Origin of the sequence: Roseburia sp. AF20-18LB (genome assembly GCF_003461185.1) — a bacterium.
Lineage (GTDB): Bacteria > Bacillota > Clostridia > Lachnospirales > Lachnospiraceae > Roseburia_C > Roseburia_C amylophila.
The window spans coordinates 100,108-125,120 of the sequence record NZ_QTWP01000002.1 but is presented as its reverse complement, the minus strand read 5'-3'; the positions used below and the strand labels follow the sequence as shown (position 1 = coordinate 125,120).

Sequence of the window (25,013 nt, the reverse complement as noted above, 5' to 3'; positions counted from 1 at the left end):
AAATGAAACATGTATTTATTATAGGCAGTAAAGGAATTCCGGCGGCTTACGGCGGGTTCGAGACATTTGTAGAGAATCTGACCGGACAGGCAGTCAGTGAAGACATTCAGTACCATGTGGCGTGCATGTCTGACCATAATGAAGAATTTACTTATCATAATGCGAAATGCTTCCGGGTGAAGGTGCCGGATATCGGACCAGCGAGAGCCGTGTATTATGATTTGGCAGCATTTCGTTACTGCATTCAGAAAATTAAAAAAGAAAAGATAGAGGATGCCGTTGTCTATGTGCTGGCATGCAGAATCGGACCATTTGTGGGGCACTTTAAAAGGCAGCTGCACCGGTTGTCTGGTACACTTTATGTAAACCCGGATGGACATGAATTTATGCGGGCAAAATGGAATAAATGGATTCGTAAATACTGGAAATATTCGGAAAAGGGAATGGTAAAGCATGCAGATTTATTAGTCTGTGATTCAAAGAATATTGAACAGTATATCAGGGATGAATATCATAAATATCAGCCGAAGACCACATTTATCGCATATGGAACACTATCTTATAAAGCAGGTGAACCAACAGAGGAGTTGCTGGCATGGTATCAGAAGTTTGATATCAGAAAAGAAAATTATTATCTTATCGTCGGAAGATTTGTCCCGGAAAATAATTACGAGACAATGATTCGGGAATTTATGGCATCTGATTCCACAAAAGATCTTGTAATCATCACAAATGTGGAAGAAAATGCTTTTTATGAAAGTTTAAAAGAGAAAACCGGCTTTTTAAATGACAAGCGGATTAAATTTGCAGGAACCGTGTATGATGCTGCATTGCTGGCAGAAATCCGCTACTTTGCCTATGGATATTTCCATGGACATGAGGTGGGAGGAACCAATCCATCCCTTCTTGAGGCACTCAGTACCACAAAACTGAATCTGCTTTTAGATGTGGGCTTTAATAAAGAAGTGGGGGAAGATGCCGCACTGTACTGGAATAAGAAAAACGGAAATCTTGCCACACTGATTCAGAAGGCGGATACTATGGATGAAGCAGAGCGGGAGGAGCTTGGCCGGAAAGCGAAGGACAGAATGAAGAAATGGTATAGCTGGGAAGCAATTGTACAGCAGTATGAAACACTGTTTCTTACAGGAGAGGAAGAGAGAGAATGATATCGGTCTTAGTAGTAACCTATAACGGAGAAACCTATATCAGAGAACAGATAGACAGCATACTTAAAAATATCGGACTGGGAGATGAACTGGTGGTATCGGATGATGGTTCACTGGATACTACGAGGGAAATCCTTAAGTCCTATCAGGAACAGGATGCCAGAATCCGTGTTATGGAAGGACCGGGTGAAGGCGTTATTGCCAATGTGGAAGCAGGACTTAGGGCGTGCCGGGGCGATTATATTTTTCTTGCAGACCAGGATGATGTCTGGATGCCGGATAAAGTAGAGAAAGTCATGGAAGTATTCCGGAGGAAGAAAGCCATGGTTGTGGTTCATGATGCCAGAGTGACAGATGCTACATGCAAAGAGACACTGATGCCGTCCTTTTTTGTTTACCGCCACAGTGGAAGAGGTGCGATTAAAAATATTATTAAGAATACCTATATGGGCTGCTGCATGGCATTTCGGAAAGAGGTATTGGATGCAGTACTTCCGATTCCGAAGGATGTTACCATGCATGATCAGTGGATTGGTGTGAAATGTGATTTGAAATATCACCGCACGGTATTTTTAAAGGAACCATTGATTCTTTACCGGAGGCATGAAAAGAATGTATCCGATTTTTCCCATAACAGCGTGGGTGTAATGATTAAGAATCGCTTAATTTTTCTAAAAAGGATATTAAGCTATCATGGATAATATTGACACAAAAAGTGTTTTGTTATATATTAGTTTCAATTGTTTTGAAAAAATGAATAGAAACTGTTTAACATCAGGAAAATAAGATAATGGAGATGACTTATGAGTACAAGTAGTAATAATAGAAACCGTAAAAGAAAGAAAATGACCAGACGCCAGAGAAGAAAGAGAAAATTGATTCTTTTTATAATAGAAGTATTGGTTATCTTAATTCTTCTGGCAGCATTATTTGTAATTATTAAATTAAATAAACTCAATAATACCGGTGATTTGGATGAAGATAAGCTGAATATTAATATTGATGCCAAAACCCAGGAATTGTTAGATGGTTATACGAACATTGCATTATTTGGTATTGATAACCGCAGTACCGGTAAATATGAGTCCGGAAACAGTGACTGTATCATGATTGCAAGTATTAATAATGATACGAAGGAAGTAAGACTGATATCGGTTTACCGTGATTCCTTCCTGGCAGTAGATGATGATGACCATTTAAGAAAACTCAATGCAGCATATGCAAAAGGCGGTCCGACCGGTGCAGTTGCAGCATTGAATAAGAATCTTGATCTGGATATTAAAGAGTATGTAGCTGTGGACTTTAATGCAGTTATGGAAGTGGTAGATGCACTGGGTGGAATTGAACTTGATATTACTTCCAAAGAAGCAGAAACCATGAAAATATATATCAATGAGATGAATGAGGTAATGGGAACCAACGGAACAGCAGTTTCCGGACCGGGACTTCAGACAGTAAACGGAATCCAGGCATTGGCTTATTGCCGTGACCGTTACAGCGGTGGTGATGACTATGGCCGTACTGAGCGCCAGAGAACCGTTATCAGTAAAATAGTCGAGAAGGCAAAGGCAGCCAGTCTTCCTACATTAAATAAGGTGATTGATGAATTATTCCCGGATATTTCCACAAGTCTTAGCAGTTCTGAAATATTGGGACTGGCAGCAGGCATCAAAGACTACGAACTGGCAGATACACAGGGATGGCCATTCCAGCTTACGACAGAGCGTATGGGAGGAAAGCTTGGCGATGTAGTAGTTCCTACAGATCTGGAAACCAATGTAAATTTACTGCATCAGTATTTATTTGATGTAGAAGATTATGAGACAACACAGACCGTAAAGAATATCAGTAAATCCGTAATCAATGAGACTGGAAAGACTGCTTCGGATACAGTAAGGGATACAAATCCGTTTACGGTAGAGGATACAGAGGCGGATACCCAGACACAGTAAAGAAAGATAAATAAAAATATTCATAGGAAAAGCTGTCTGGAAAAGGACAGCTTTTCTTTCGCAGGAAATAAGGAAGAGACGAAAAAGAGACGGAAAACGAATTCAGAAAAGTTGTTTCTTATATCATGACAGGAGGTTCTCCATGGCGGGAAGAACATCGGAAAAAGGGAATACAACAGGAAAAACAATATTCTGCTTTATCGGAAAGGTGATAGGAGCCGGAATTACAGCATTTGCAATTCTGGCGCTTTTTTGCGTATTTTATTACAACCCTCCGGTACATGAACCATGTGGAAATGGAGTGACCAGCTATGTAAGACAGGCGGATACGTTCTGGGCGAGAGGAACGGAAGGTTTTGCCATGGGAACTACTGATGACAATGGTTATAACAACAGTTATCCAGCAGAGGGAAGAAAGACTGCTATTTTAATGATGGGTTCTTCCCAGACGGAAGGACTGTATGTCAACGAGGATGATTGTGTATCTTATTTGCTAAATGAGAAATACGCCGAAGATGGAAGCAGCCGGTATGTATACAATGTGGGAATGTCAGCCCATACCATTTACCGTAATATCAGTAATTTGGAAAATGCCCTTAAGGTTTATCAGCCTGCTGAATATGTTGCGTTAGAGACCGGAACACTGGCAATGAATCCGGTAGAAGCTGCTCAGGCATTAAACCATGAAATGCCGGATCTGACAGCAGGAAGCGGAATACCGGCACTGGAAGCATTAGAAAAGAATCCTTATATCAAGCTGCTGTACCAGCAGTATAAGAATCTGCAGAGCCAGAACAATGGAGAAACAGATGTAACGATTACGGAAAATGCCGGATATGATGTATTTGGTGATGACACCTATGCGGCCACGGAGGAACTGCTTTCTTATATCAGCAGGACGGCGGAAGAAGCAGATGTTCAGGCAGTGATTTATTATATTCCGGATATGACATTGACAGAGGATGGCAGTTATGAATGCTCTGCAAGTGTGGACACCAGAGATACTTTTGCAGAATTATGTGGAAAATATAATATTATTTTTGCGGACATGACAGATTCCGTAGAGGAAGCCTATGTGAAAGAGCATATCGTAGCCAGTGGATTTGATAATACAACAGTTGGTTATGGGCATCTTAATGCATATGGACATGAGCTTCTGGCACAGTGCATTTATGATGCAATCGGAGAGGAGGAGCAGAGATGAGTTTTGCAAGTGTAAGCTTTTTACTGTTTTTTCTTGTAGTGCTTCTTCTTTTACTTCTTGTACAGAGGGTGCTGCCTTTTGCGGAAATAAAGCGCCGCATCATATGCCAGGGAATCCTTCTGATAGCCAGTTACGTTTTTTATGGCTGGTGGAATATGCGGCTTTGCCTGCTTTTAATGGGAATTACATGGATTTCCTTTTTTACCGCGGTAAAAAAAGATGAAAAGCATCTGCGGCAGAGCCGGATTTCTCTTCTGATTGGAGTAGGCACGCCTTTGGCGGTCCTTGGAATTTTTAAATATTATGATTTCTTTGTGACTTCCTTTTGTGATGTGTTTCATCTGACACCGGGAGTACTGAATCTGATTCTTCCGGTAGGAATTTCCTTTTATACCTTTCAGGCATTGAGCTATACCATTGATGTCTATACCGGGAAGATAGAAAAAGAAAAAAGCTTTTTGCAGTTTGCATTGTACTTAAGTTTTTTTCCACAGCTTGTAGCGGGACCGATTGTAAAAGCATCGGAGTTTCTGCCACAGCTTAAGGAGAACCGGAAGGTTACACTTGTGGGACTGGAAAGTGGAATACAGATATTTGTATTTGGTATGTTTAAGAAAGTGGTACTGGCGGACAATATTTCTGTATTTGTGGATGAAGTATATCGTAGTCCTCAGATATTTGGTTCCGGAACGGTTGCACTGGCAGTAGCAGCCTATTCCATTCAGATTTATATGGATTTTTCCGGTTATTCGGATATGGCAATCGGCTGTGCAAAATGTATGGGCTATGAATTACCGGTGAACTTTAACCTTCCATATATATCCCATAATGTCAGTGAGTTCTGGAAACGGTGGCATATCAGCCTTTCAAGCTGGCTGATGCAGTATCTTTATATTCCGCTGGGTGGTAACCGCAAGGGACGTATTCGTACTTATGTAAACCTGATGATAACGATGCTTTTAGGGGGACTCTGGCACGGTGCAGAATGGAGCTTTGTATTGTGGGGTGGTCTCCATGGACTGGCTCTTTGTATCCATAAGGGCTTCCGGAAACTGGCTGGGTATCAGAAAGGGCAGGAGAGAAAGAAAAATGTTCTGGTGGATACCTTATCCATCCTCGGAACGGACATTTTTGTCTGCATCTGCTGGATATTCTTCCGGGCAGAAAATGTGCCGAAGGCATGGCTGGTATTAAAACAGTTATTTGGCTTCCGGGCGGGCATTACACATCCGTACAGCTTTGCCATTGCAGCAATTATTATTCTTTGCATTGCAACAGTGGCTGCATATCTTAGGGCAGCAAAGAAAAAAGAAAAGACCGTCAATGGTTTTTATCCGGTTATGGATTTAAATCATTTCTGGTCTCTTGTGATTTTCTTTGTTGAGATAGGCCTTATCCTTGGTCTGGCTTATGTGAAGGGCAGTCCGTTTATTTATTTTCAGTTTTAGGTAAGGCAGTTTGTGTGTCTGCCATGGAGGTCTTTGGTGTCATCGGTTCATCAATAATGAATGGTGGACGGTTTCTGGTGGCATCATAAATACGCCAGATGTAGGAACCAATAATACCGATGGAAAGCATAATAATTCCCATACCCATTAAAAGTACGATTAATAATGAGGTATAGCCTTCTGCAGTTATAATTCCGGTCATTTTCCGGTAAATTGTAATAAAGAACAGAATGAGTGCAAAGAGAAATACTCCGGCACCGGCTGCAGTGACCATGGTAATCGGAAAGCTGGAGAATCCTATCAGGGAATCCGTGGCAAGTTTTATTTTTTTGTGAAGAGTCCATCGGGAATGTCCGATGGTTCTTTTTTTCCGGATATAAGGAACAGTTGCAGTCTGAAAGCCACTCCACAGGACCTGTCCCATAAGAGAGGTATTTTTTTCCTTCATTGCGACCAGCAGGTCAATGATTTGGCGGTCAATCAGAAAACTGTCAAATCCACCTTTGGGCATGGTGGGAAGTGCAACCTCCTTCATAATATAGGCATAAAGGGAAGAAACAGCTTTCTGTGTAAGAGGTTCCTCACGGTCAGCACGGGTAGCAAGTACTACCTTATTACCATCCCTGTATTTTTCTAACATACTTAAGATTAATTCGGATGGTTCCTGTAAGTCTGCAGCTTTGCGGACAGCACAATCGCCACTGCAGCGGGAGAGTCCTGCAAGAATGGCGGCATGTTCACCAAAATTACGGGATAATTTTAATGGGATAATATGTGTATCCAGGCGGGCAAGCTCGCAGATGACATCATAGGATTTATCTTTGGAACCATCATCAACCATGAGAATTTCATAGTCACAATCTAGTTTACATAAAACCTTTTCCCGCAGATCATTGTAAAGTGGAAGAAGGTTATCATGGTTAAAATACACTGGTATTACAATGGATAGTTTCATAACATTGGCTCCTTTCATAAACTATTACTTCTTGATTCTTTATTATGATAACGTATGTTTTTGTAAAATCAATAGGGTAAAGAAAGTCTTAAGAAAATAGTAAGAGAACTCTTAGTTGTCTGGATAAGTTTTCAGGAGTATAATACCAACGATTCATCATGAAGAAGAAATTAATAATGAAAAGGAAATGAGAATGGAAAAGACAAATCAGACTCTGAAAAGAGGGTATTTAATATGTTTATTTCTGGCGTTGACAATTTGGAGTATGGCAACTACTTCCGGAAGCGGGCCGGATGAAGCAATGAAATATGATATCTGTAATTATATAGCGTCCCATGGAAAGCTTCCTGATGGAACGGACCCGGCGCTAAGAAATCCAATCTGGGGAATATCATATGGATTTACTCCGATTCTGTCATATATGATAAGCGGAGTTTTTTTGAAAATAGCTTTTTTATTTACCACAAATGCGTATTGGCTGTATGTGGCAGTCAGATTCACCAGTGTACTTTCCATAACCGGAATGGCATATTTGATGTTTCAGATAGGAGAGTACTTATTTCAAACCAATAGAAGCAGATTTTTGTTCGTAATGTCTGGAACCCTGCTGCCCCAGGTAATGTATCTTGGAAGTTATCTGAATAATGATTCCTTTGCATTATTTACAATTGCATGGATTATTTATGCCTGGCTTAGGGGCAGGGACAGACACTGGGACTGGAAAAGCTGTATCCTATTAGGAACTGGAATAGGGTTATGTGCATTATCTTATTATAATGCCTACGGTTATCTTTTGATGAGTATACCGTTTTTCTTTATTTCCTACTGGAAGGAAAGGCAAATAGAAGGTGAAGGAAAAAGAACTGACATGCATCGGATGTTCAGGATGGCAGCAGTAATTGCTATTGTAGCAATACTTTTAGCTGGCTGGTGGTTTATCCGGAGTGCAATATTATATGATGGTGATTTCCTTGGACTTCGAACAACGGATAAATATGGGGAAATGTATGCACAGCCGGGATTCCGTCCGTCAGAACGGCCGACGCCATATCATCAGGGCTGGTCATGGTACCAGATGTTATTTACTTCCGGCTGGCTGAGAACATCACTGATCAGCTTTATTGGAATATTAAGGACCTGCGACTGGAATCTGATGGGCAGGGGCTATCTGGGGATTGGAATACTTTTTCTTGCTGGAATCATTGGCTATCTGGCAGGCGGGTGGAAAAGAAAAATATTTTCGTCAGACAGACTGCTGCATATCACATTTCTGATATGCATGGTAATTCCATGCGGATTGAGTATTTATTATTCTTTTTATAGTGACTATCAGCCACAGGGGCGGTATCTGATGCCGATGCTGATTCCGTTTCTTTATTTTGTCACGACAGGACTGACTTTGGTACTTGAAAAGATACCACAAAAAGTAAATCGTATGTTATACGGTGGAATTTATATGTTTTTCATATTGATATCTGCAGCAAGTTTTTATTATGTTCATGCGCTGATATAGATTTCAAAAAAGGACTGGATAATCCCCGGTTTTTCTTATATAATGTCAAAAGGACGATAAAGACAGTTCTATAAAAGATAGGATGAAACAACAGCAATTGGAATAGAATGTAAAAGAAAAGCAGGAGGAAGAATTATGTGCGGAATTGTTGGATATATAGGGAAGAAACAGGCTGCACCAATTTTGTTGGATGGACTTTCAAAACTGGAGTACCGTGGTTATGATTCGGCAGGTATGGCAATCTTTGATGGGAAGAAGATTAACATGGCTAAGGCGACCGGAAGATTAAAGGTATTATCTGAGCTGACCCATGAGGGTGCTACCTTGCCGGGAACGGTTGGAATCGGTCACACACGCTGGGCAACCCATGGTGCACCGAGTGATATCAATGCGCATCCACATTTCAATGAAGCCGGTACGATTGCTGTGGTACACAATGGTATCATTGAAAACTATATGAAATTAAAGAAAAAGTTATCAGAAAAAGGCTATAAGTTTCGGTCAGACACGGACACTGAGGTTGTGGCCCAGCTGCTGGATTATTACTATACCGGGAATCCATTGGAGACCATTACCAAGGTCATGCATCGTGTGGAAGGTTCTTATGCACTGGGAATTATCTTTGCAGAGAATCCGGATGTTATCTATGCAGTCCGTAAGGACAGCCCTCTGATTGTAGGAAGAGGTGAGGGGGAGAATCTGATTGCATCCGATGTCCCGGCAATTTTAAAATATACCAGAGATGTATATTTTATTGAAAATGAAGAAATTGCCCGCCTCTCCGAGGAAAAAATAGAATTCTTTAATGTAGACGGGGAATCTATCGAAAAAGAATGCAAACATATCGAGTGGGATATTCATGCAGCAGAAAAAGGCGGCTATGAGCATTTCATGTTAAAAGAAATGAATGAACAGCCAAAGACCATAAGAGATACCATCAGTCCACGTATCAAGGATGGCAGAATTGTCATCGATGAGCTTGGAATGAGTGACGAAGAAATCAGAAATATCAGCAGAATTCACATTGTTGCCTGCGGTTCTGCTTATCATACCGGATTTACCAGTAAGTATATTTTCGAAGGAATGGCAAGAATTCCGGTAGATGTAGATGTGGCATCCGAGTTCCGCTACCGGAATCCGATTTTAGAGGATGGAGCCCTTGTCATTATTATCAGTCAGTCCGGAGAGACAGCAGATTCCCTGGCGGCACTCCGTATGGCAAAAGAGCGTGGTGTTAAGACCCTTGGTATTGTAAACGTAGTTGGAAGCTCCATTGCAAGAGAGGCAGATAAAGTAATGTATACCTGGGCTGGACCGGAAATTGCAGTTGCAACTACAAAGGCATACAGTGCACAGCTTGTGGCACAATATCTTCTGGCAATTAAATTTGCACAGGTTCGTGGTAAAGTTACGGAAGCAGAAGTAGGAGAAATGCTTCGTGACCTTAAGAAGCTGCCGGATCAGGTAGAAATGTTACTGAGCCATAAAGAGAAGATCCAGAAATTTGCCAACCGTTTCATTGCAGCTAAGGATATTTTCTTTATCGGAAGAGGAATTGATTATGCGATTTCCATGGAAGGCTCTTTAAAATTAAAAGAGATTTCCTATATTCATTCTGAGGCATATGCAGCAGGTGAGTTAAAGCATGGAACCATTTCCCTGATTGAAGATGGTACACCGGTCGTTGCAGTGGCAACACAGGATGCACTGCTGAAAAAGACCATCAGCAATATTGTAGAAGTGAAGACCAGAGGCGCATTTGTCATGGCAGTCACCAATGAAGGCAATACAGAGATTGAAAAGACAGCAGATTATGTCATTTATATTCCACAGACCAATGCATATTTTGCCAATTCACTGGCAATTATTCCATTACAGCTGTTCAGCTACTATGTAGCAGTTGGAAAGGGCTGTGATGTGGATAAACCAAGAAATCTTGCAAAATCCGTAACGGTTGAGTAATTTATAGAGCAATTGGAAAAGAAGATGCGGTTTTACTTAGAATTCTATTTCTATGAAAGGACATTTTATTTTGTGCACACTAAAATGCCAGTCGTTCTAAAATTTCGTTTTGCTTGCTTGTAAACTGTCTTTCCGTTGCTTTGACTTAAGATAGCTCCACCGTCCGTTGAATACGGATGCCACATAATGCCTGCAAGGGGCACTAAGGATTTCGGATAAAGTTTAATTCATCTGGCAACCGGCGCATATTCACATCCATGTTCAGATGCGCCTCGCTGGCACGTCCTGTGCCAGCGTTGCCGGGTGCCAGACGAAATCCTAAGTGCCCCTAACAGTCCTTATCAGGCATCCGTACTTCGACGAACGGTGGAGCTATCTATGTCAAACATTGGAAAGACTGTTTTTATAGCAAAAAGCAAAACGAAATATTAAGAACGGTGGTATTTCGGTGTGAAAATAAAATGTCCTTTTTTATAGAAAAAATTCTAATGTAAAATATATCCTCTTTTGCAGAGCTTTTTACAAATTAAACATAAAAGAAACATATTTTTCTCAATAAATAAACACAGAACTGACACAATTTATGGATATTATCATAATCAGAAAGTAACAAAGAGATGAAAGGAGTAATCTTTATGGAAAACAATTATAACAACAATTTTAACTCCAGCTCTCCTTATTCATATAATCAGACGAACCAGCAGACAGGAGACGGAACAAATACTTCATGGAGCAGTCAGGTGAACGGAAATACTTCACAGGGCTACAGTCAGGGAACCCAGTATGGACAGGGAAATGCCTATTATAGTCAGGGAACCCAGTATGGACAGGGAAATGCCTATTATAGTCAGGGAACCCAGTATGGACAGGGAAATGCCTATTATAGTCAGGGAACCCAGCCATATGGACAGAATCAGCAGAAGAAAAAACGGAAAGAAAAAGTAAAGAAAGAACATGGTAAAGGTGGATTTGGTGTAAAACTTGCAAAATGTGCAGCTATTGCATTAGTCTTTGGATTGATTTCAGGAAGCGTATTTGCGGGAACAAATCAGCTGCTTGGAACGAAGTGGAGCAACTCTGAATCTGCTAAGACAGAGGCTTCCCTGAATAAGAGCAGCAGCGGAGATACCGTTAAGGCAGCAAATACTTCATCCAAAGCAGTAACCGATTTGACGGATGTCTCAGATATTGCAGATAATGTAATGCCATCTATTGTTGCAATTACGAATATGAGTGAAAAACAGGTAAGCACCTGGTATGGATATACTGCATCACAGCCACAGGAAAGCTGTGGTTCCGGAATCATAGTAAGCCAGGATGACCAGTACATCTATGTAGCAACGAATAATCATGTGGTATCCGGTGCTCAAAGTATTACCGTGCAGTTCTCAGATGACAGCACAGTAGCCGCAGAAGTAAAAGGAACAGATGCAGGAAGTGACTTAGCAGTCGTTGCAGTTCCGATTTCCGATATCAGCGCAGACACCTTAAGTACCATTAAGGTTGCAACCCTTGGCAATTCTGATGACTTAAGTGTGGGTCAGGCAGCAGTCGCAATCGGAAACGCATTAGGTTATGGGCAGTCTGTTACAACCGGTGTTATCAGTGCATTGAACCGAGAGGTGTCCGTAGAAAATGAAGACGGTTCTACCACCACCAATGAACTGATTCAGACTGATGCGGCTATTAACCCTGGTAATAGTGGTGGCGCATTACTGAACGCCAAGGGTGAAGTAATCGGTATCAGTTCTGTAAAATATTCTGATACCAGTGTAGAAGGTATGGGCTATGCTATCCCGATTAATACAGCGTCTCCGATTATTGAAAAATTAATCAACCGGGAACAGGTGGATGAATCCCGTTCCGCATATCTTGGAATCTCAGGTGTAGATGTATCCTCCACCGTTGCACAGACCTATAATATGCCGGAAGGAATATATCTCTATCAGGTAAAGGAAGGTTCACCGGCAGAGCAGGCAGGCTTACAGGCAGGAGATATTATCACATCCTTTGATGGAAGCAAGGTTTCATCTACAACAGAATTAAATGATGCGATTAAGTATTGTGCAGCAGGTGATTCTGTAGAAGTTGTATTTGAACGTCAGACAGATGGACAGTATCAGGAACAGACGGTAACCGTAACTTTAGGGCAGAAAAACTAAAAACGGATAACAAAATGTAACCCTTAGTCATCTATAAAGCAAAGCTACCGATAAGGCAGATAAAACAGCAGTGTCTTAAATATGTTGAAGAAAACATGGACACTGCTGTTTTTTTACTTTACAGGAAATTGCTTTCCTGTAAAGTAAAAAACGCTCCGCGAGGATGCACACTGCGGCGTATAAGGTAGATGTCGCAAGCGACCGCCGCAGGCGCGAGAATGTGCCAAGGCACATTCTTTGTTACGCAAGTAGCGAGAAAAAGTCTGGCAGAAAAGAAGGAGCCAAGTTTGTTTGAGCGAACTTCTTTTCTGCCAGACTTTGGTGAGCGCTGCGATAACTTTAGAAAAAATTAATAGTTGTTTCGGGTATTTTCTGATATGATAGAAAAGTAAGAAAAATAAACTTATGAGGAAAGTAAAAGATGAATCCATTAGATTTTAGCAGAATAAAAGACGAGGCACATCCGGAGGATTTTTTAAGTGAGATGAAACCCTTTGGGGATTTGATGATGTATTACCGGTGTGCCATGATGGAAGTGGAAACAAAGTTTAAGGTATTAAATGAGCAGTTTTCCACACAATATAACAGGAATCCGATTGAGTCCATAAAAACAAGACTGAAGAAACCGGCAAGTATTATTGAAAAAATCAAACGGAAGAACATTGGATTTTCCATGAAAGCAATTGAAGAGAATATGTTTGATATTGCGGGAGTGCGCGTCATCTGTTCTTTTCAGGAAGATATTTATACTATGGCAGATTTGCTGCTGCAGCAGGATGATATCATTCTGGTAGAGAAGAAAGATTATATTGCACATCCGAAGGATAACGGATACCGTAGTCTGCATCTGATTGTGGATGTGCCGATATTTTTATCGAACGAGAAGCGCCATATGAAAGTGGAGGTGCAGCTCCGGACCATTGCCATGGATTTCTGGGCGAGTCTTGAGCACAAGCTTCGCTATAAGAAACATATTAATAATTCAGAAGAAATAGCAGATAAATTAAGGCATGTTGCAGATGTAATTACAGAAATGGACTGCGAGATGCAGGATATCCGTCATATGATAGAATTTATAGACGATAATACAGAATCGTAGTATACTATAGATATCTGGCACAAGGAGGAGGTAATAAGATGACAGAGGGTGGACTTCTGATTTTCCTTGGAATTTTAATCTTATTTGTAATAATTGTAGCTGTAATAGCGGTAGTAGCCGCAGTATCCGGGGCCGCAGCGGCAATTGCAGATGAGGACAAAGAAGAAGAGTAGAGAAAAAGAACGTTCCTGAATGGAAATTATTCCAGACGGGAACGTCCTTTTTTGTCTTTTACAATGTTATAAATCGATACCAAGTCCTTCAAAAAGCACTTTCATAGAGTCTATTTCAAGAATCAGAATCATGGCACTTTTAATCTGGGTATGGGCAAAACTTAACCGTTCATCAATAAAGAGAACCTGATAATCCAGTCTTGTAAATTCTTTTTCCGGGACAGCCAGAATTTCACCAATGGTACCAAGATGGTTCTGCGGTGGTTCAATATCAATAAAGGTATTTGTCATTTTTGCAATAGAATTTACATAAGCAGCAGTTGTGATGTTTGCCATTTCGCGCAATAAGGATAAATCCATATCATTCAGTGAATCAATGGAATCGACATTTTTTTCATAAAAGGTGTTGATAAGCCGGCTGGCAAATTCTTTCTCCACAATCTGAAGCATAACACCATTCATATCGCCTTTTACATTTACAGTCATACCAATAGCAGTTTTATCTGCCCCACCAAGATAATCTGCAGCTTTGGCATAATCCATCAGGCAGATATTTGGCACTTCAATATCTACCGGTGTATTTAAGAGGCCTGCCAGTGCAGTAGCAGCATTACCGGAACCGATGTTGCCAATTTCAGCTAGAACGCTTAAATGCATAGAATCCAGTTCTTTTAAATTTAGCATAGACATAAAAACTCTCCCTTTGTCATTACAGTATAAATTTTTCTCGTGTTCGTTTATTATAACATAGGATACAGGCAATGAGAATGGATTCTTATGGCATTTCAAAAGGAATTATAAAGAATTTTGAAGAATAAAAAACTCACCCTTGACAAAAGTGCCTGGCAAATTTAATATAAAGCCTAGAGATAAAGGTAATGAGAAAGAGAAGTACATCGGTACGGTTCTAAGAGAGGACGGCTCATCGGCTGGAAGGTCGTCTGAATACGACAGATGGAAGGTAGCTTTTGAACCGGAAGACCCAGAAAGCCTGTAACCGGAATCATATAAAGAATTTCAACAAGGCATAAGTTTTCCCGACACTCCACGTTACGGAGAAGAGATATGCATAGATACTATGCATAACGAAGGTGGTACCGCGCTGATTCGCCCTTCTTATCCAGTTGGATAGGGAGGGCTTTTTAACTTTACAGGAAATTGCTTTTCTGTAAAGTTAAAAACGCTCCGCGAGGATGCACCAAGTCCCATACCTTTCAGATAACTGAAATGTCTATGAATAAAAATAATGCTTTTACAAATTACGAAACGTCCAATTTAGAAAAAGGAGAACAATTATGAGCAAAGAACTTGCAAAAACCTACGACCCAAAAGGGATTGAAGACCGACTTTATAAGAAATGGGAAGACAATGGATATTTCCATGCACAGGCTGACCGCAGCAAGAAACCGTTTACCATTGTAATGCCGCCGCCAAATATTACCGGACAGCTTCATATGGGACATGCATTGGATAATACCATGCAGGATATATTAATCCGTTACAAGAGAATGCAGGGATATAATGCATTATGGCAGCCGGGAACAGACCATGCAGCCATTGCAACAGAGGTAAAGGTTATTGATTCCTTAAAGAAGCAGGGAATTGACAAGAATGACCTCGGAAGAGAAGGCTTCTTAGAAAAATGCTGGGAGTGGAAGGATGAGTATGGCAGCCGCATCATCAACCAGTTAAAGAAAATGGGTTCTTCCGCGGACTGGAGTAGAGAACGTTTTACCATGGATAAAGGATGCTCTGATGCAGTTCTTGAGGTATTTATAAAATTATATGAAAAAGGTCTTATTTATAAAGGCTCCCGTATTGTAAACTGGTGTCCTGTCTGCAAGACATCTATTTCCGATGCTGAGGTAGAACATGAAGAACAGGATGGCTTCTTCTGGCATATCAATTATCCGGTAGTAGGAGAAGCGGGAAGATTTGTAGAAATCGCAACCACCCGTCCGGAGACTTTATTTGGTGATACTGCAGTAGCAGTAAATCCGGATGATGAACGTTATCAGGATATTATCGGAAAAATGTTAAAGCTTCCGATGACAGACCGTGAGATTCCGGTTATTGCAGACTCCTATGTAGATAAAGAATTTGGAACCGGATGTGTAAAGATTACACCGGCTCATGACCCGAACGACTTTGAAGTTGGAAAACGTCATAATCTGGAAGAAATCGTTGTTATCAATGATGATGCAACCATGAACAGCAAAGCTGGCAAATATGCGGGCATGGACAGATACGAATGCCGGAAAGCACTGGTAGAGGATTTAGAGAAGGAAGGACTTTTGGTAAAAGTTGTTCCGCATTCCCATAACGTAGGAACCCATGACCGCTGTGGCACAACCGTAGAGCCAATGATTAAACAGCAGTGGTTTGTAAAAATGGATGATTTAATCAAACCGGCAGTAGAAGGTGTAAAGAATGGAGATATCAAGCTCCTTCCAAAACGTATGGAGAAAACCTACTTCAACTGGACGGATAATATCCGTGACTGGTGTATTTCCAGACAGCTCTGGTGGGGACATCGTATTCCTGCATATTACTGTGATGAATGCGGAGAAATGGTAGTATCTAAGAATGCACCGGAGAAATGTCCGAAGTGCGGCTGCACCCATATGACACAGGACCCGGATACTCTGGATACCTGGTTCTCTTCTGCATTATGGCCATTCTCAACCTTAGGCTGGCCGGAGAAAACAGAAGACTTAGATTATTTCTATCCGAATGATGTATTAGTAACCGGATACGATATTATTTTCTTCTGGGTAATCCGTATGATTTTCTCAGGATATGAGCAGATGGGCAAAGCACCATTCCATACTGTATTATTCCACGGACTGGTTCGTGATTCCCAGGGTCGTAAGATGAGTAAATCTCTTGGAAATGGAATTGACCCGTTAGAGGTTATTGATAAATATGGTGCAGATGCCTTGAGACTGACACTGATTACCGGAAATGCACCGGGAAATGATATGCGTTTCTACTGGGAGCGTGTAGAAGCATCCCGTAACTTTGCCAATAAAGTGTGGAATGCATCCCGTTTCATTATGATGAACTTAGAGGGTATGGAAGTAACAAAGCCTGCAATTTCTGACCTGGCACCGGAAGATAAATGGATTCTTTCAGCAGTTAATACATTGACCAAAGATGTAACAGAAAATATGGATAAATTCGAACTTGGTATTGCAGTACAGAAAGTATATGACTTTATCTGGGATGAATTCTGTGACTGGTATATCGAGATTGCCAAAGTTCGTACTTATAAGAAAGACGAGGATGCCAGGGCTGCCAACAGTGCACTTTGGACACTTCGTACTGTATTAGGACAGGCATTAAAATTATTACATCCATATATGCCATTTATCACAGAAGAAATCTATTGTACCTTAAATCCGCAGGAAGAGACTATTATGCTGGCTGACTGGCCGGTTTACAAAGAAGAGTGGAATTTCTCGGCAGAAGAAGAGATGCTTGCTCATGTAAAAGAGCTGGTAAAAGGCATCCGTAACTTAAGAACAGAGATGGATGTTCCGCCATCCAGAAAGGCAAAGGTATTTATCGTATCTGAAGATAAAGCACTTTGTGAGACCTTCGAGAGCATGAAGAAAACATACCAGAATCTTATCAGTGCCAGCGAGATTGATGTCCAGTCCGATAAGGCAGGAATCGGAGAAGATGCAGTATCCGTAGTTATTCCGGGAGCTGTTGTATACATGCCGTTGGAAGACTTGGTAGATATGGAAAAAGAAAAAGAGCGTCTTTTGAAAGAAGAAGAGCGTCTTAAGAAAGAACTTGCCCGCTCCCACGGCATGTTAAATAATGAGAAGTTTGTAAGCAAGGCACCTGCTGCAAAGATTCAGGAAGAGAAAGATAAGCTTGCAAAATATGAGCAGATGATGGCTACCGTACAGGAGCGTCTGGCTCAGATGAAATAGTTACAAAAGTTAAAAGACAGGTATTGTCGATTCGCCGCAGTTTCTGCGGCGAAAACTTTTTATGGAAACAGGATAACCTCTTGAAAAAATTTTCCACTATATTATACTTAGAAAAGTGGTGACAAAAATGACTTATGAAGAGATTTGCAATTATATATATGAAATACCAAAGTTCACAAAGAAAAACAGTTTAGAGCATACGAAAGAAATGCTGCAGAGACTTTCTATCAGAGAGCATCAGTTTGAAATCATCCATGTGGCAGGAAGCAATGGCAAAGGAAGTGTCTGTGCATTTATCAATCAGGTGCTGGTGGAACATGGATGTGAAGTGGGACTCTTTACTTCTCCGCACCTTGTATGCATGGAAGAACGTTTCGTAATCAATGGCGAAAAGTGCAGTCAGGAAGAATTTGTAGAAAGCTTTGAGGCAGTGCAGAAGGTGGTAGAGCAGATGGAAGCAGAAGGACTGCCGCATCCAGCATTTTTTGAATATCTTTTTGCCATGGGCATGTATCTTTTTCAGAAGCGGAAAGTACATTATCTTATTTTAGAGACCGGACTTGGCGGAAGGTTAGATGCAACGAATGTATTTGAGGAACCGTTGCTTACGATTATTACATCTATCAGTCTCGAGCATACACAGATTTTAGGAGATTCCATTGAAGCAATTGCAGGAGAAAAGGCAGGGATTATCAAAGAAGGCGTTCCTGTTATCTTTGATGGAAGTAATGAAACAGCGGCAGAAGTGATAAGGCAGACTGCAAGGGCAAAAAGAGCACCTTATTACTGTATTTCTTTAGAAAGTCTTAAAATTCATAAAATAACCGGGAAAACTATTGATTTTTGTTATACCAATGGGTATGATGTTGTTGATTTGAAAATCCCGTTTCCGGCAGAATATCAGATGATGAATGCGTCACTGGCATATCGGGCGTTATCTGTCCTTCAGGTGGAAACCGGAATTGGAAAAGCAGAGATTATCTCTGCAATGGAACATACCAGATGGATGGGCAGAATGCAGCAGGCAGAGCCATTTATCTATTTTGATGGAGCACATAATGCAGATGGTATTGCCCACTTTGTGAAAAATGTGCAGAAGATTGCGGAAGAAAAGCCAGTTCTTCTTTTTTCCATGATGGAAGAGAAGAATCATAAAGAAGCAGTAAAAGTACTGTGCAAGGAAGTTGCGTGGGATAGTATTGTACTGACCCGCATCCCGGACAGCCGTGGAATTGACCCATTGAAATTGCAGGATGAATTTATGGCAAACGGCCGGGAAACAGTAGTAATAGAAGACTGTGCACAGGCATACAGATATGTAAAGGAATACAGGAAGGACAACCAGATGGTATTCTGTGCGGGTTCCCTGTATTTGATTGGAGAATTGGAAAAGATAGCAGGAGGAAATGAAGCATGATAGATTTTGAAGAAGAATTAAAGAAATTCAAACCAAGCCTGGAAGTAGAAGAGGCAGAGGAAGCTATTTACAATCAGGACTTAACGGATATGACAGACATTTTAAGAGAAATGATGAAAGAAGCAAGACGACAGTAGAATTCGTTAAGTGAGGTAAAGTATGAAATGTTATAATTGCGGAGCAGATCTGACAGGGGACAACCGTTGTCCGAACTGTGGAATTGACGTAAAAGTATATAAGAAAATTGTGATGACCTCTAATTATTATTATAATCAGGGATTAGAGCGAAGCAATGTCCGTGATTTATCCGGAGCGATTGAAAGTCTTAAGAAGAGTCTTCGGTTTGATAAGACGAACATTCAGGCAAGAAATCTCCTGGGACTGGTACTTTTTGAGACCGGTGAGGCGGTATCTGCCATGGGTGAATGGGTGATTAGTAAGAGCCTTCAGCCAAAGGATAATGATGCAGGACGTTATCTGGACGCTGTGCAGAAGAATCCGGCACAGTTAGAAACGGTAAATCAGACCATTAAGAAATACAATCAGGCATTGTTATATTGCAGACAGAATAGTACAGATCTTGCAATTATCCAGTTGAAGAAGGTATTGTCCTTAAACCCGAAACTGGTAAAGGGACATCAGCTGCTGGCTCTTTTGTACATGAAAGAGAATAAATTCGAGCAGGCAAAGAAGTCATTGCGGGCAGCTATGAAAATTGATTCCAGCAATACGATTACACTGCGTTACATGAAAGAGACCAATCAGATGCTGCGCAGTGCCAACAGCGGTAAGAAGAAAAAGAAAGAAGATGACCTTATTTCCTATAAGAGTGGAAATGACCTCATTATCCAGCCGACAAAATTCAAAGATACTTCAGGTTTTGCCACAATACTGACCATTTTGCTTGGGGTGGCAATTGGTGTTGCAGTCACCTGTTTTCTTGTAGTGCCAAGTGTAAAGCAGAAGGCAAAGAGTGATGCCAATACATCAGTGGTTCAGGCAAATGATACCATAACCACGAAGAATCAGCAGATTACCAATCTGGAAAATCAGATTGATGACCTGAACCAGCAGGTGTCTTCTGCAAAAAGCGATTCCGAGGAGACTTCCAATAAGATTAGCAGCTATGACCAGCTGCTTTCAGCATATAAATCCTTCCAGGAGGGAGATATTACAGCAGCAGGAGATGCACTTTCCGGTGTGAAGGAAGAAAACCTTTCCGATACCGCAAAGGAAATTTATCAGAATATCAACGCAACTGTAAATGACCAGTATCTTCAGGTGACTTATGCAGACAGTTATCAGGCATACAGTAATTATAACTATGAAGAAGCGAAGACCGGATTTGAAAAAGTAGTAGAGATGGATGAGGCATACCAGGATGGCAATGCGATTTATTATCTGGCACAGACCTACCGGAATCTGGGCGAGAATGAAAAAGCCATCGAATACTATCAGAAAGTGATTGATGGTTATCCGAATACGGAACGTGCAGCCAATTCTTCCCGCTATCTGGAAGAATTACAGAATGCAGAACAGTAACAGAATAAAGAAAAACAGTTTACAAAAGACGTCAGGCAGATTGCCGGGCGTCTTTTGTAGTTTACAGGAAATTGCTTTCCTGTAAACTACAAAACGCACCGCGAGGATGCACACTGCGGCGTATAAGGTAGATGTCGCAAGCGACCGCCGCAGGCGCGAGAATGTGCCAGGGTACATTCTTTTTACGTAATGTATATGGAGGATAGAAGAATGGAATTTAAGTATGAATTAGAAAATGGATGTCTTACCATCCGGGTACCAAAGGAGTTGGATCATCATTGCGCCACACAGCTGCGGGCAGAGGCAGATTTACTGATTGATTCTTACCGGGTTAACAAACTGGTTTTTGATTTTGCCGGTACAGAATTTATGGACAGCTCAGGGATTGGCGTGGTAATCGGAAGGTGCCGGAACATGAATTACAGCGGCGGAAAAGTGGTGGCAGAGAATATGAATGAGCGGATCCGGAAAATTTTTGTGGTATCAGGTCTGCATAAACTGGTTCAGATGAAAGAAGGGGAGAAGAAGGAGGCATGAAAATGGAGGCTATAAATATGGGAAGAAGAAATAAGATGAAACTGGAATTTGAGGCATTATCCGTAAATGAAGGATTTGCCAGAGTAGCGGTAGCAGCATTTTGCGCCCAGATGAATCCCACACTGGATGAGTTAGAGGATATTAAAACTGCGGTATCGGAGGCGGTAACCAATGCCATTATCCATGGCTATGAAGAAAAGGAAGGAACGGTAGTGATGCAGTGCTGTCTTTCCGGAAGTACCGTACATATTACCGTAAAAGACAGCGGGAAGGGAATTGCGGATATTGAACGGGCAAAGGAGCCGTTTTTTACGACAAGGCCGGAGCTGGAGCGGTCCGGTATGGGCTTTTCTTTTATGGAGGCTTTCATGGATGAAGTAGAAGTACGGTCAAAGGTCGGAGAAGGAACTGTTATAAAAATGAAAAAAAATCTGGTGCGGGAAAGTTAAGTGGAGAATGGAACAGACAATTGCTTATATCAAACGGGCACACAAAGGGGATAAGCAGGCAAGAGATACGCTGGTGCTTGGAAATCAGGGGCTGGTCTGGAGTGTGGTACAAAGATTTTTAGGAAGAGGACATGATAAAGAAGAACTGTTTCAGATCGGATGCATTGGATTGATGAAGGCAGTGGATAAATTTGATGTAAGTTATGAGGTATGCTTTTCCACTTATGCAGTGCCGGTGATTATGGGAGAAATACGCCGCTTCCTGAGGGATGACGGCATGGTGAAGGTCAGCAGGAGCATGAAAGAAAAAGGCTATCTTATCAGCAATGCAAGAAAGGAACTGACAGACATGCTTGGAAGGGAGCCGGAGTTAAAGGAACTGGCAGAAAAAACCGGGCTTTCGGAGGAAGAGATTGTCCTTGCAGTGGAAGCCAATGGAGAAGTAGAATCCATTTACCAGAGCGTCTATCAGTCGGATGGCAGTGAAATCTATCTGTTGGACCGGTTAAAGGATAAGAAGAATGCGCAGGAAGAACTGGAAAATAAGCTTCTGATAGAAGAATTGCTGCAACAGTTATCCGGAAGGGAGCAGCAGCTGATTAAGATGCGTTATTTTGAAAATGCCACGCAAAGCCAGATTGCAGCAAAGCTTGGCATCAGTCAGGTGCAGGTCAGCCGCATGGAGAAGAAAATATTACTACAGATGAGAAAATATATGAGCCAGGGTTGACAAACAAAGGGGGTGGAAATATACTAAAAAAGGATTAAGCAAGATTCCCTTGTCAAAGTGTTCCGGCTTTGATGGGGACTTTTTTTTACAGGAAAAGAAGAGAAAGGAAGTGGAAAGATGATTAAGTACTATTGCAGTGAACAGAACCGTATCACCGAAATTGAATCACCAGGGGAGGATTGCTGGATTTCCCTTGTAAATCCAACAGAGGCAGAAGTCGCAGCAATGGTAAATCAGTATGGAATTGATGCAGATGCCATGCGTTCCGCACTGGATACGGACGAGCGCTCGCGTATTGAAACAGATGAGAATTATACTATGGTATTGGTTAATATCCCGAATATTGAAACCCATAATGATAAGGAACTTTATGATACCATCCCACTTTCTATTTTTGTGGTAAAAAAAGCAGTCATTACAGTAAGTCTTGAAAAGACTCCGATATTAGAAGCATTTGCCAATGGCACGGTGCGGGATTTTAATCCTGCCATGCGTTCCCGCTTTGTGCTTCAGATTTTGTACCGGACATCCTCTCTTTTCTTACAGTACTTAAGAAGTATTGACCGTCAGAGTGAAATTGTGGAAAACAAGCTGCACAAGTCCACACAGAACCGGGAGTTAATCGAGCTTTTGAAACTGGAAAAGAGTCTGGTTTACTTTACGACAGCACTCCGCTCCAATGAGGTGGTACTGGAAAAATTATTTAAAAATGACAATATTAAAAAATATCAGGAAGATGAAGAACTTCTTGAGGATGTTATTGTTGAAAACAAGCAGGCAATTGAGATGGCAAATATTTACAGCGGCATTTTGAGCGGAATGATGGATGCTTTTGCATCAGTTATTTCCAACAATCTGAATGTGGTAATGAAGGTGCTTGCCATAATAACAGCTGTACTTTCTGTTCCGACTATGATATTCTCAGCGTATGGCATGAATGTGGCTGCAAAGGGAATGCCGTTCGCAGAGAGTCCTTATGGATTTGTTATTATCGTATTAATTGCAGTGGTATGCAGTCTTATTGTTGCATTAATCTTTGCTAAGACAAAGATGTTTAAATAAAAGTAGGGGATGGAAGGTAATATGTACGACAATTATGTGTTTGACCTGTATGGAACACTGGTAGATATCCATACAGAGGAAAACGATGCTAAGGTATGGGAAAAACTGAGTCTGTTTTACGGATTTCATGGAGCTTTATATGCCCAGCAGGAATTACAGGAATCTTATCTGGCATTGATTCAAAGCAAAGAGACAGATTTAAAGGGAGAGTTGGAAAAGGAGCCACACTATGCCCATGAGGCATTTCCGGAGATTCGTATTGAAGAAGTATTCAAAGAGCTTTATGCGAAGAAGGGGATAAAGGCTGATGATGCGCTGGCAGTTCATACCGGACAGTTCTTCCGGGTACTGACCATGGAGTATGTGCGGATTTATGATGGCGTAAGAGAATTATTAAAAGCATTGAAAAAATGTGGTAAAAAGGTATATCTTTTATCCAATGCCCAGAGAATCTTTACGGAATATGAGATGAATTATTTGGATATTACAAAATATTTTGACGATATTTTAATTTCATCCGATTATGGAACCAAGAAACCGGACATCCGTTTTTTTGAACAACTGATAGAAAAGGATCATCTGGATGTGAAGAAAACACTGATGATAGGAAATGATGTGCGCTGTGACATCAACGGGGCCAAAGAGGCAGGCCTTGACACTTTTTACATTCATTCGAATATTTCTCCAAAAGATGACAAAAAGCCGGACAGTACCTATTACCTGCCTGCAATGGATATGAAAAAAGTAAAAGAACTTATCCTGCAAAACGCTTCCGGTACTCACGGGGTGTAACATAAAAGCGTTTCTTAAACAGCCGGTTGAAGTAAGAGAGGTTGTCAAAGCCTACTTCAGCGGCAATGTCTAATATAGAAGCTTCAGACGAAATAAGCAGCCGGCTGGCCATGGTCAGCCGGTAATCATTTAAATATTCTGTAAAAGTAGTTCCCATGGTATTTTTGAAAAACTTCATAAAATGAGACTGGCTTAAGTCCAGCGCATCTGCCATTTCTTCAATGGAAATTTTACTGGCATAATTTGTCTCAATATATTTAATGATGCGTTTCATCTTTTCCAGGGATTTCTGGTTCTTGCGGGAGACGCTTGTTTCGCAGCAGTTAGAGATCAGAATGGAAAAGAGCAGGAAAAGCTGTCCTTTAATCACAAGCTGGAAGGCCGGGGGATTGGTCCTGCAGACTTCATCCGCAGCATTGATACAACCGGCAACCTCGTTATAGAATGGCATACCCGGTGTAAAATGTGTGGTAAGCCGCAGTGTGCCGTCTAAAAGCGGTGTAAAGTAGCGGCTGTTACAGATGTCTGTCTGTTTGGCAAGGAGCATTTCCAGTTTAAAAATAATATTAATATATTCCATTTTGTAATCGAGATACTGTTCAATGGAATGAACCTGTCCCGGAAGAATCAGAAGAATACTTCCTTCCTGAACCGGGTATTCTTCCAAATCTACGGTAATCAGTCCGCAGCCTTTTTTGATGTAGATAATTTCCGTTTCATCATGCCAGTGGGCAGGCACCCGCTCAAAATCTAAGGGAATTGAACAGGGATAGGTGATATATGGGAAACTTTCTGAACCATGTGATTTTTTTTCCTGGTAATTTTCATATTCGAGAATATTCATGGGAAACGCCTTTCGTCAAAATGTACAAAAAAGTGATTTTTTCTAAAAATATCGAAATA

The 25,013-nt window shown here is 41.1% G+C and carries 22 protein-coding genes; 19 read left to right on the top strand and 3 right to left on the bottom strand.

The window, feature by feature from the left end; all coding sequences use genetic code 11:
- Positions 1-2: 2 nt before the first annotated feature.
- The 5 genes from cps2T (at position 3) to DWX65_RS05320 (ending at position 5,773) form a co-directional block, all read left to right on the top strand.
- Positions 3-1,169 carry a beta 1-4 rhamnosyltransferase Cps2T gene (gene cps2T, locus DWX65_RS05340; protein WP_118172995.1) on the top strand — a complete coding sequence of 389 codons (1,167 nt, stop codon included), beginning with the start codon at positions 3-5 and terminating at the stop codon, positions 1,167-1,169.
- Positions 1,166-1,870: a glycosyltransferase family 2 protein gene (locus DWX65_RS05335; RefSeq protein WP_118172994.1), complete on the top strand. Its 705-nt coding sequence runs from the start codon at positions 1,166-1,168 to the stop codon at positions 1,868-1,870. Before cps2T ends, DWX65_RS05335 begins: the two co-directional genes overlap by 4 nt.
- Positions 1,871-1,972: 102 nt before the next feature.
- Positions 1,973-3,121 (top strand): LCP family protein, encoded by a 1,149-nt coding sequence (locus DWX65_RS05330; RefSeq protein WP_118172993.1) that lies wholly within the window; start codon positions 1,973-1,975, stop codon positions 3,119-3,121.
- A gap of 142 nt (positions 3,122-3,263) precedes the next feature.
- Complete coding sequence (locus DWX65_RS05325) at positions 3,264-4,325, top strand: SGNH/GDSL hydrolase family protein (RefSeq protein ID WP_118172992.1); 1,062 nt, start codon at positions 3,264-3,266, stop codon at positions 4,323-4,325.
- Entirely contained in the window at positions 4,322-5,773 is a 1,452-nt protein-coding gene (locus DWX65_RS05320) for an MBOAT family O-acyltransferase (protein WP_118172991.1), read from the top strand. The genes DWX65_RS05325 and DWX65_RS05320 overlap by 4 nt, the downstream gene beginning before the upstream one ends.
- Here DWX65_RS05320 and DWX65_RS05315 read toward each other — a convergent pair.
- Positions 5,754-6,728, bottom strand: a complete 975-nt coding sequence (locus DWX65_RS05315) for a glycosyltransferase family 2 protein (RefSeq protein ID WP_117697452.1) — start codon at positions 6,726-6,728, stop codon at positions 5,754-5,756. The two genes, DWX65_RS05320 and DWX65_RS05315, sit on opposite strands and share 20 nt — an antisense overlap.
- A gap of 193 nt (positions 6,729-6,921) precedes the next feature.
- Between DWX65_RS05315 and DWX65_RS05310 the strand changes: the two genes are divergently transcribed.
- The 5 genes from DWX65_RS05310 (at position 6,922) to DWX65_RS15475 (ending at position 13,637) form a co-directional block, all read left to right on the top strand.
- On the top strand, positions 6,922-8,241 hold the full coding sequence (locus DWX65_RS05310) for an ArnT family glycosyltransferase (protein WP_158551977.1): 1,320 nt from the start codon (positions 6,922-6,924) through the stop codon (positions 8,239-8,241).
- 135 nt (positions 8,242-8,376) lie between these two features.
- Positions 8,377-10,203 carry a glutamine--fructose-6-phosphate transaminase (isomerizing) gene (glmS, locus tag DWX65_RS05305; RefSeq protein ID WP_117697456.1) on the top strand — a complete coding sequence of 609 codons (1,827 nt, stop codon included), beginning with the start codon at positions 8,377-8,379 and terminating at the stop codon, positions 10,201-10,203.
- A 635-nt stretch (positions 10,204-10,838) separates the two neighbouring features.
- Positions 10,839-12,365, top strand: coding sequence for a S1C family serine protease (locus tag DWX65_RS05300; protein ID WP_118172990.1), 1,527 nt, complete (start codon positions 10,839-10,841; stop codon positions 12,363-12,365).
- 421 nt (positions 12,366-12,786) lie between these two features.
- On the top strand, positions 12,787-13,464 hold the full coding sequence (locus DWX65_RS05295) for a GTP pyrophosphokinase (protein WP_118172989.1): 678 nt from the start codon (positions 12,787-12,789) through the stop codon (positions 13,462-13,464).
- 38 nt (positions 13,465-13,502) lie between these two features.
- Positions 13,503-13,637, top strand: a complete 135-nt coding sequence (locus DWX65_RS15475) for a hypothetical protein (RefSeq protein WP_022244432.1) — start codon at positions 13,503-13,505, stop codon at positions 13,635-13,637.
- Positions 13,638-13,703: 66 nt separating this feature from the next.
- On the opposite strand, the gene DWX65_RS05290 is transcribed toward DWX65_RS15475, so the two are convergent.
- Positions 13,704-14,327, bottom strand: coding sequence for a chemotaxis protein CheC (locus tag DWX65_RS05290; RefSeq protein WP_118172988.1), 624 nt, complete (start codon positions 14,325-14,327; stop codon positions 13,704-13,706).
- A 605-nt stretch (positions 14,328-14,932) separates the two neighbouring features.
- Here DWX65_RS05290 and DWX65_RS05285 point away from each other — a divergent pair.
- The 9 genes from DWX65_RS05285 to DWX65_RS05250 all read left to right on the top strand — a co-directional run bounded on the left by DWX65_RS05285 (position 14,933) and on the right by DWX65_RS05250 (position 24,110).
- Positions 14,933-17,581, top strand: coding sequence for a valine--tRNA ligase (locus DWX65_RS05285; RefSeq protein ID WP_118172987.1), 2,649 nt, complete (start codon positions 14,933-14,935; stop codon positions 17,579-17,581).
- A gap of 127 nt (positions 17,582-17,708) precedes the next feature.
- The gene (locus DWX65_RS05280; protein WP_118172986.1) at positions 17,709-18,998 is read left to right on the top strand and encodes a bifunctional folylpolyglutamate synthase/dihydrofolate synthase; all 1,290 of its coding nucleotides are present in this window, start codon (positions 17,709-17,711) and stop codon (positions 18,996-18,998) included.
- Positions 18,995-19,135, top strand: coding sequence for a hypothetical protein (locus DWX65_RS15145; protein ID WP_022244427.1), 141 nt, complete (start codon positions 18,995-18,997; stop codon positions 19,133-19,135). Before DWX65_RS05280 ends, DWX65_RS15145 begins: the two co-directional genes overlap by 4 nt.
- A 22-nt stretch (positions 19,136-19,157) precedes the next feature.
- Positions 19,158-20,540 carry a tetratricopeptide repeat protein gene (locus DWX65_RS05275; protein WP_118172985.1) on the top strand — a complete coding sequence of 461 codons (1,383 nt, stop codon included), beginning with the start codon at positions 19,158-19,160 and terminating at the stop codon, positions 20,538-20,540.
- Between the two features lie 210 nt (positions 20,541-20,750).
- Complete coding sequence (locus tag DWX65_RS05270; RefSeq protein ID WP_117697469.1) at positions 20,751-21,077, top strand: STAS domain-containing protein; 327 nt, start codon at positions 20,751-20,753, stop codon at positions 21,075-21,077.
- A 17-nt stretch (positions 21,078-21,094) separates the two neighbouring features.
- Positions 21,095-21,526, top strand: coding sequence for an anti-sigma F factor (gene spoIIAB / locus DWX65_RS05265; protein WP_118056711.1), 432 nt, complete (start codon positions 21,095-21,097; stop codon positions 21,524-21,526).
- 7 nt (positions 21,527-21,533) lie between these two features.
- Entirely contained in the window at positions 21,534-22,256 is a 723-nt protein-coding gene (locus tag DWX65_RS05260; protein WP_118172984.1) for a SigF/SigG family RNA polymerase sporulation sigma factor, read from the top strand.
- Between the two features lie 117 nt (positions 22,257-22,373).
- Entirely contained in the window at positions 22,374-23,318 is a 945-nt protein-coding gene (locus DWX65_RS05255; protein WP_118172983.1) for a magnesium transporter CorA family protein, read from the top strand.
- 21 nt (positions 23,319-23,339) lie between these two features.
- On the top strand, positions 23,340-24,110 hold the full coding sequence (locus DWX65_RS05250; RefSeq protein ID WP_242997818.1) for an HAD family hydrolase: 771 nt from the start codon (positions 23,340-23,342) through the stop codon (positions 24,108-24,110).
- Here DWX65_RS05250 and DWX65_RS05245 read toward each other — a convergent pair.
- Positions 24,073-24,954 carry an AraC family transcriptional regulator gene (locus tag DWX65_RS05245; RefSeq protein ID WP_117697475.1) on the bottom strand — a complete coding sequence of 294 codons (882 nt, stop codon included), beginning with the start codon at positions 24,952-24,954 and terminating at the stop codon, positions 24,073-24,075. The genes DWX65_RS05250 and DWX65_RS05245 overlap by 38 nt on opposite strands.
- Between the last annotated feature and the right edge of the window lie 59 nt (positions 24,955-25,013).

Coding starts and splice junctions, on each gene's coding strand:
- cps2T (WP_118172995.1), top strand. CDS start 3: ATGAAACATGTATTTATTATAGGCAGTAAAGGAATTCCGGCGGCTTAC.
- DWX65_RS05335 (WP_118172994.1), top strand. CDS start 1,166: ATGATATCGGTCTTAGTAGTAACCTATAACGGAGAAACCTATATCAGA.
- DWX65_RS05330 (WP_118172993.1), top strand. CDS start 1,973: ATGAGTACAAGTAGTAATAATAGAAACCGTAAAAGAAAGAAAATGACC.
- DWX65_RS05325 (WP_118172992.1), top strand. CDS start 3,264: ATGGCGGGAAGAACATCGGAAAAAGGGAATACAACAGGAAAAACAATA.
- DWX65_RS05320 (WP_118172991.1), top strand. CDS start 4,322: ATGAGTTTTGCAAGTGTAAGCTTTTTACTGTTTTTTCTTGTAGTGCTT.
- DWX65_RS05315 (WP_117697452.1), bottom strand. CDS start 6,728: ATGAAACTATCCATTGTAATACCAGTGTATTTTAACCATGATAACCTT.
- DWX65_RS05310 (WP_158551977.1), top strand. CDS start 6,922: ATGGAAAAGACAAATCAGACTCTGAAAAGAGGGTATTTAATATGTTTA.
- glmS (WP_117697456.1), top strand. CDS start 8,377: ATGTGCGGAATTGTTGGATATATAGGGAAGAAACAGGCTGCACCAATT.
- DWX65_RS05300 (WP_118172990.1), top strand. CDS start 10,839: ATGGAAAACAATTATAACAACAATTTTAACTCCAGCTCTCCTTATTCA.
- DWX65_RS05295 (WP_118172989.1), top strand. CDS start 12,787: ATGAATCCATTAGATTTTAGCAGAATAAAAGACGAGGCACATCCGGAG.
- DWX65_RS15475 (WP_022244432.1), top strand. CDS start 13,503: ATGACAGAGGGTGGACTTCTGATTTTCCTTGGAATTTTAATCTTATTT.
- DWX65_RS05290 (WP_118172988.1), bottom strand. CDS start 14,327: ATGTCTATGCTAAATTTAAAAGAACTGGATTCTATGCATTTAAGCGTT.
- DWX65_RS05285 (WP_118172987.1), top strand. CDS start 14,933: ATGAGCAAAGAACTTGCAAAAACCTACGACCCAAAAGGGATTGAAGAC.
- DWX65_RS05280 (WP_118172986.1), top strand. CDS start 17,709: ATGACTTATGAAGAGATTTGCAATTATATATATGAAATACCAAAGTTC.
- DWX65_RS15145 (WP_022244427.1), top strand. CDS start 18,995: ATGATAGATTTTGAAGAAGAATTAAAGAAATTCAAACCAAGCCTGGAA.
- DWX65_RS05275 (WP_118172985.1), top strand. CDS start 19,158: ATGAAATGTTATAATTGCGGAGCAGATCTGACAGGGGACAACCGTTGT.
- DWX65_RS05270 (WP_117697469.1), top strand. CDS start 20,751: ATGGAATTTAAGTATGAATTAGAAAATGGATGTCTTACCATCCGGGTA.
- spoIIAB (WP_118056711.1), top strand. CDS start 21,095: ATGGGAAGAAGAAATAAGATGAAACTGGAATTTGAGGCATTATCCGTA.
- DWX65_RS05260 (WP_118172984.1), top strand. CDS start 21,534: ATGGAACAGACAATTGCTTATATCAAACGGGCACACAAAGGGGATAAG.
- DWX65_RS05255 (WP_118172983.1), top strand. CDS start 22,374: ATGATTAAGTACTATTGCAGTGAACAGAACCGTATCACCGAAATTGAA.
- DWX65_RS05250 (WP_242997818.1), top strand. CDS start 23,340: ATGTACGACAATTATGTGTTTGACCTGTATGGAACACTGGTAGATATC.
- DWX65_RS05245 (WP_117697475.1), bottom strand. CDS start 24,954: ATGAATATTCTCGAATATGAAAATTACCAGGAAAAAAAATCACATGGT.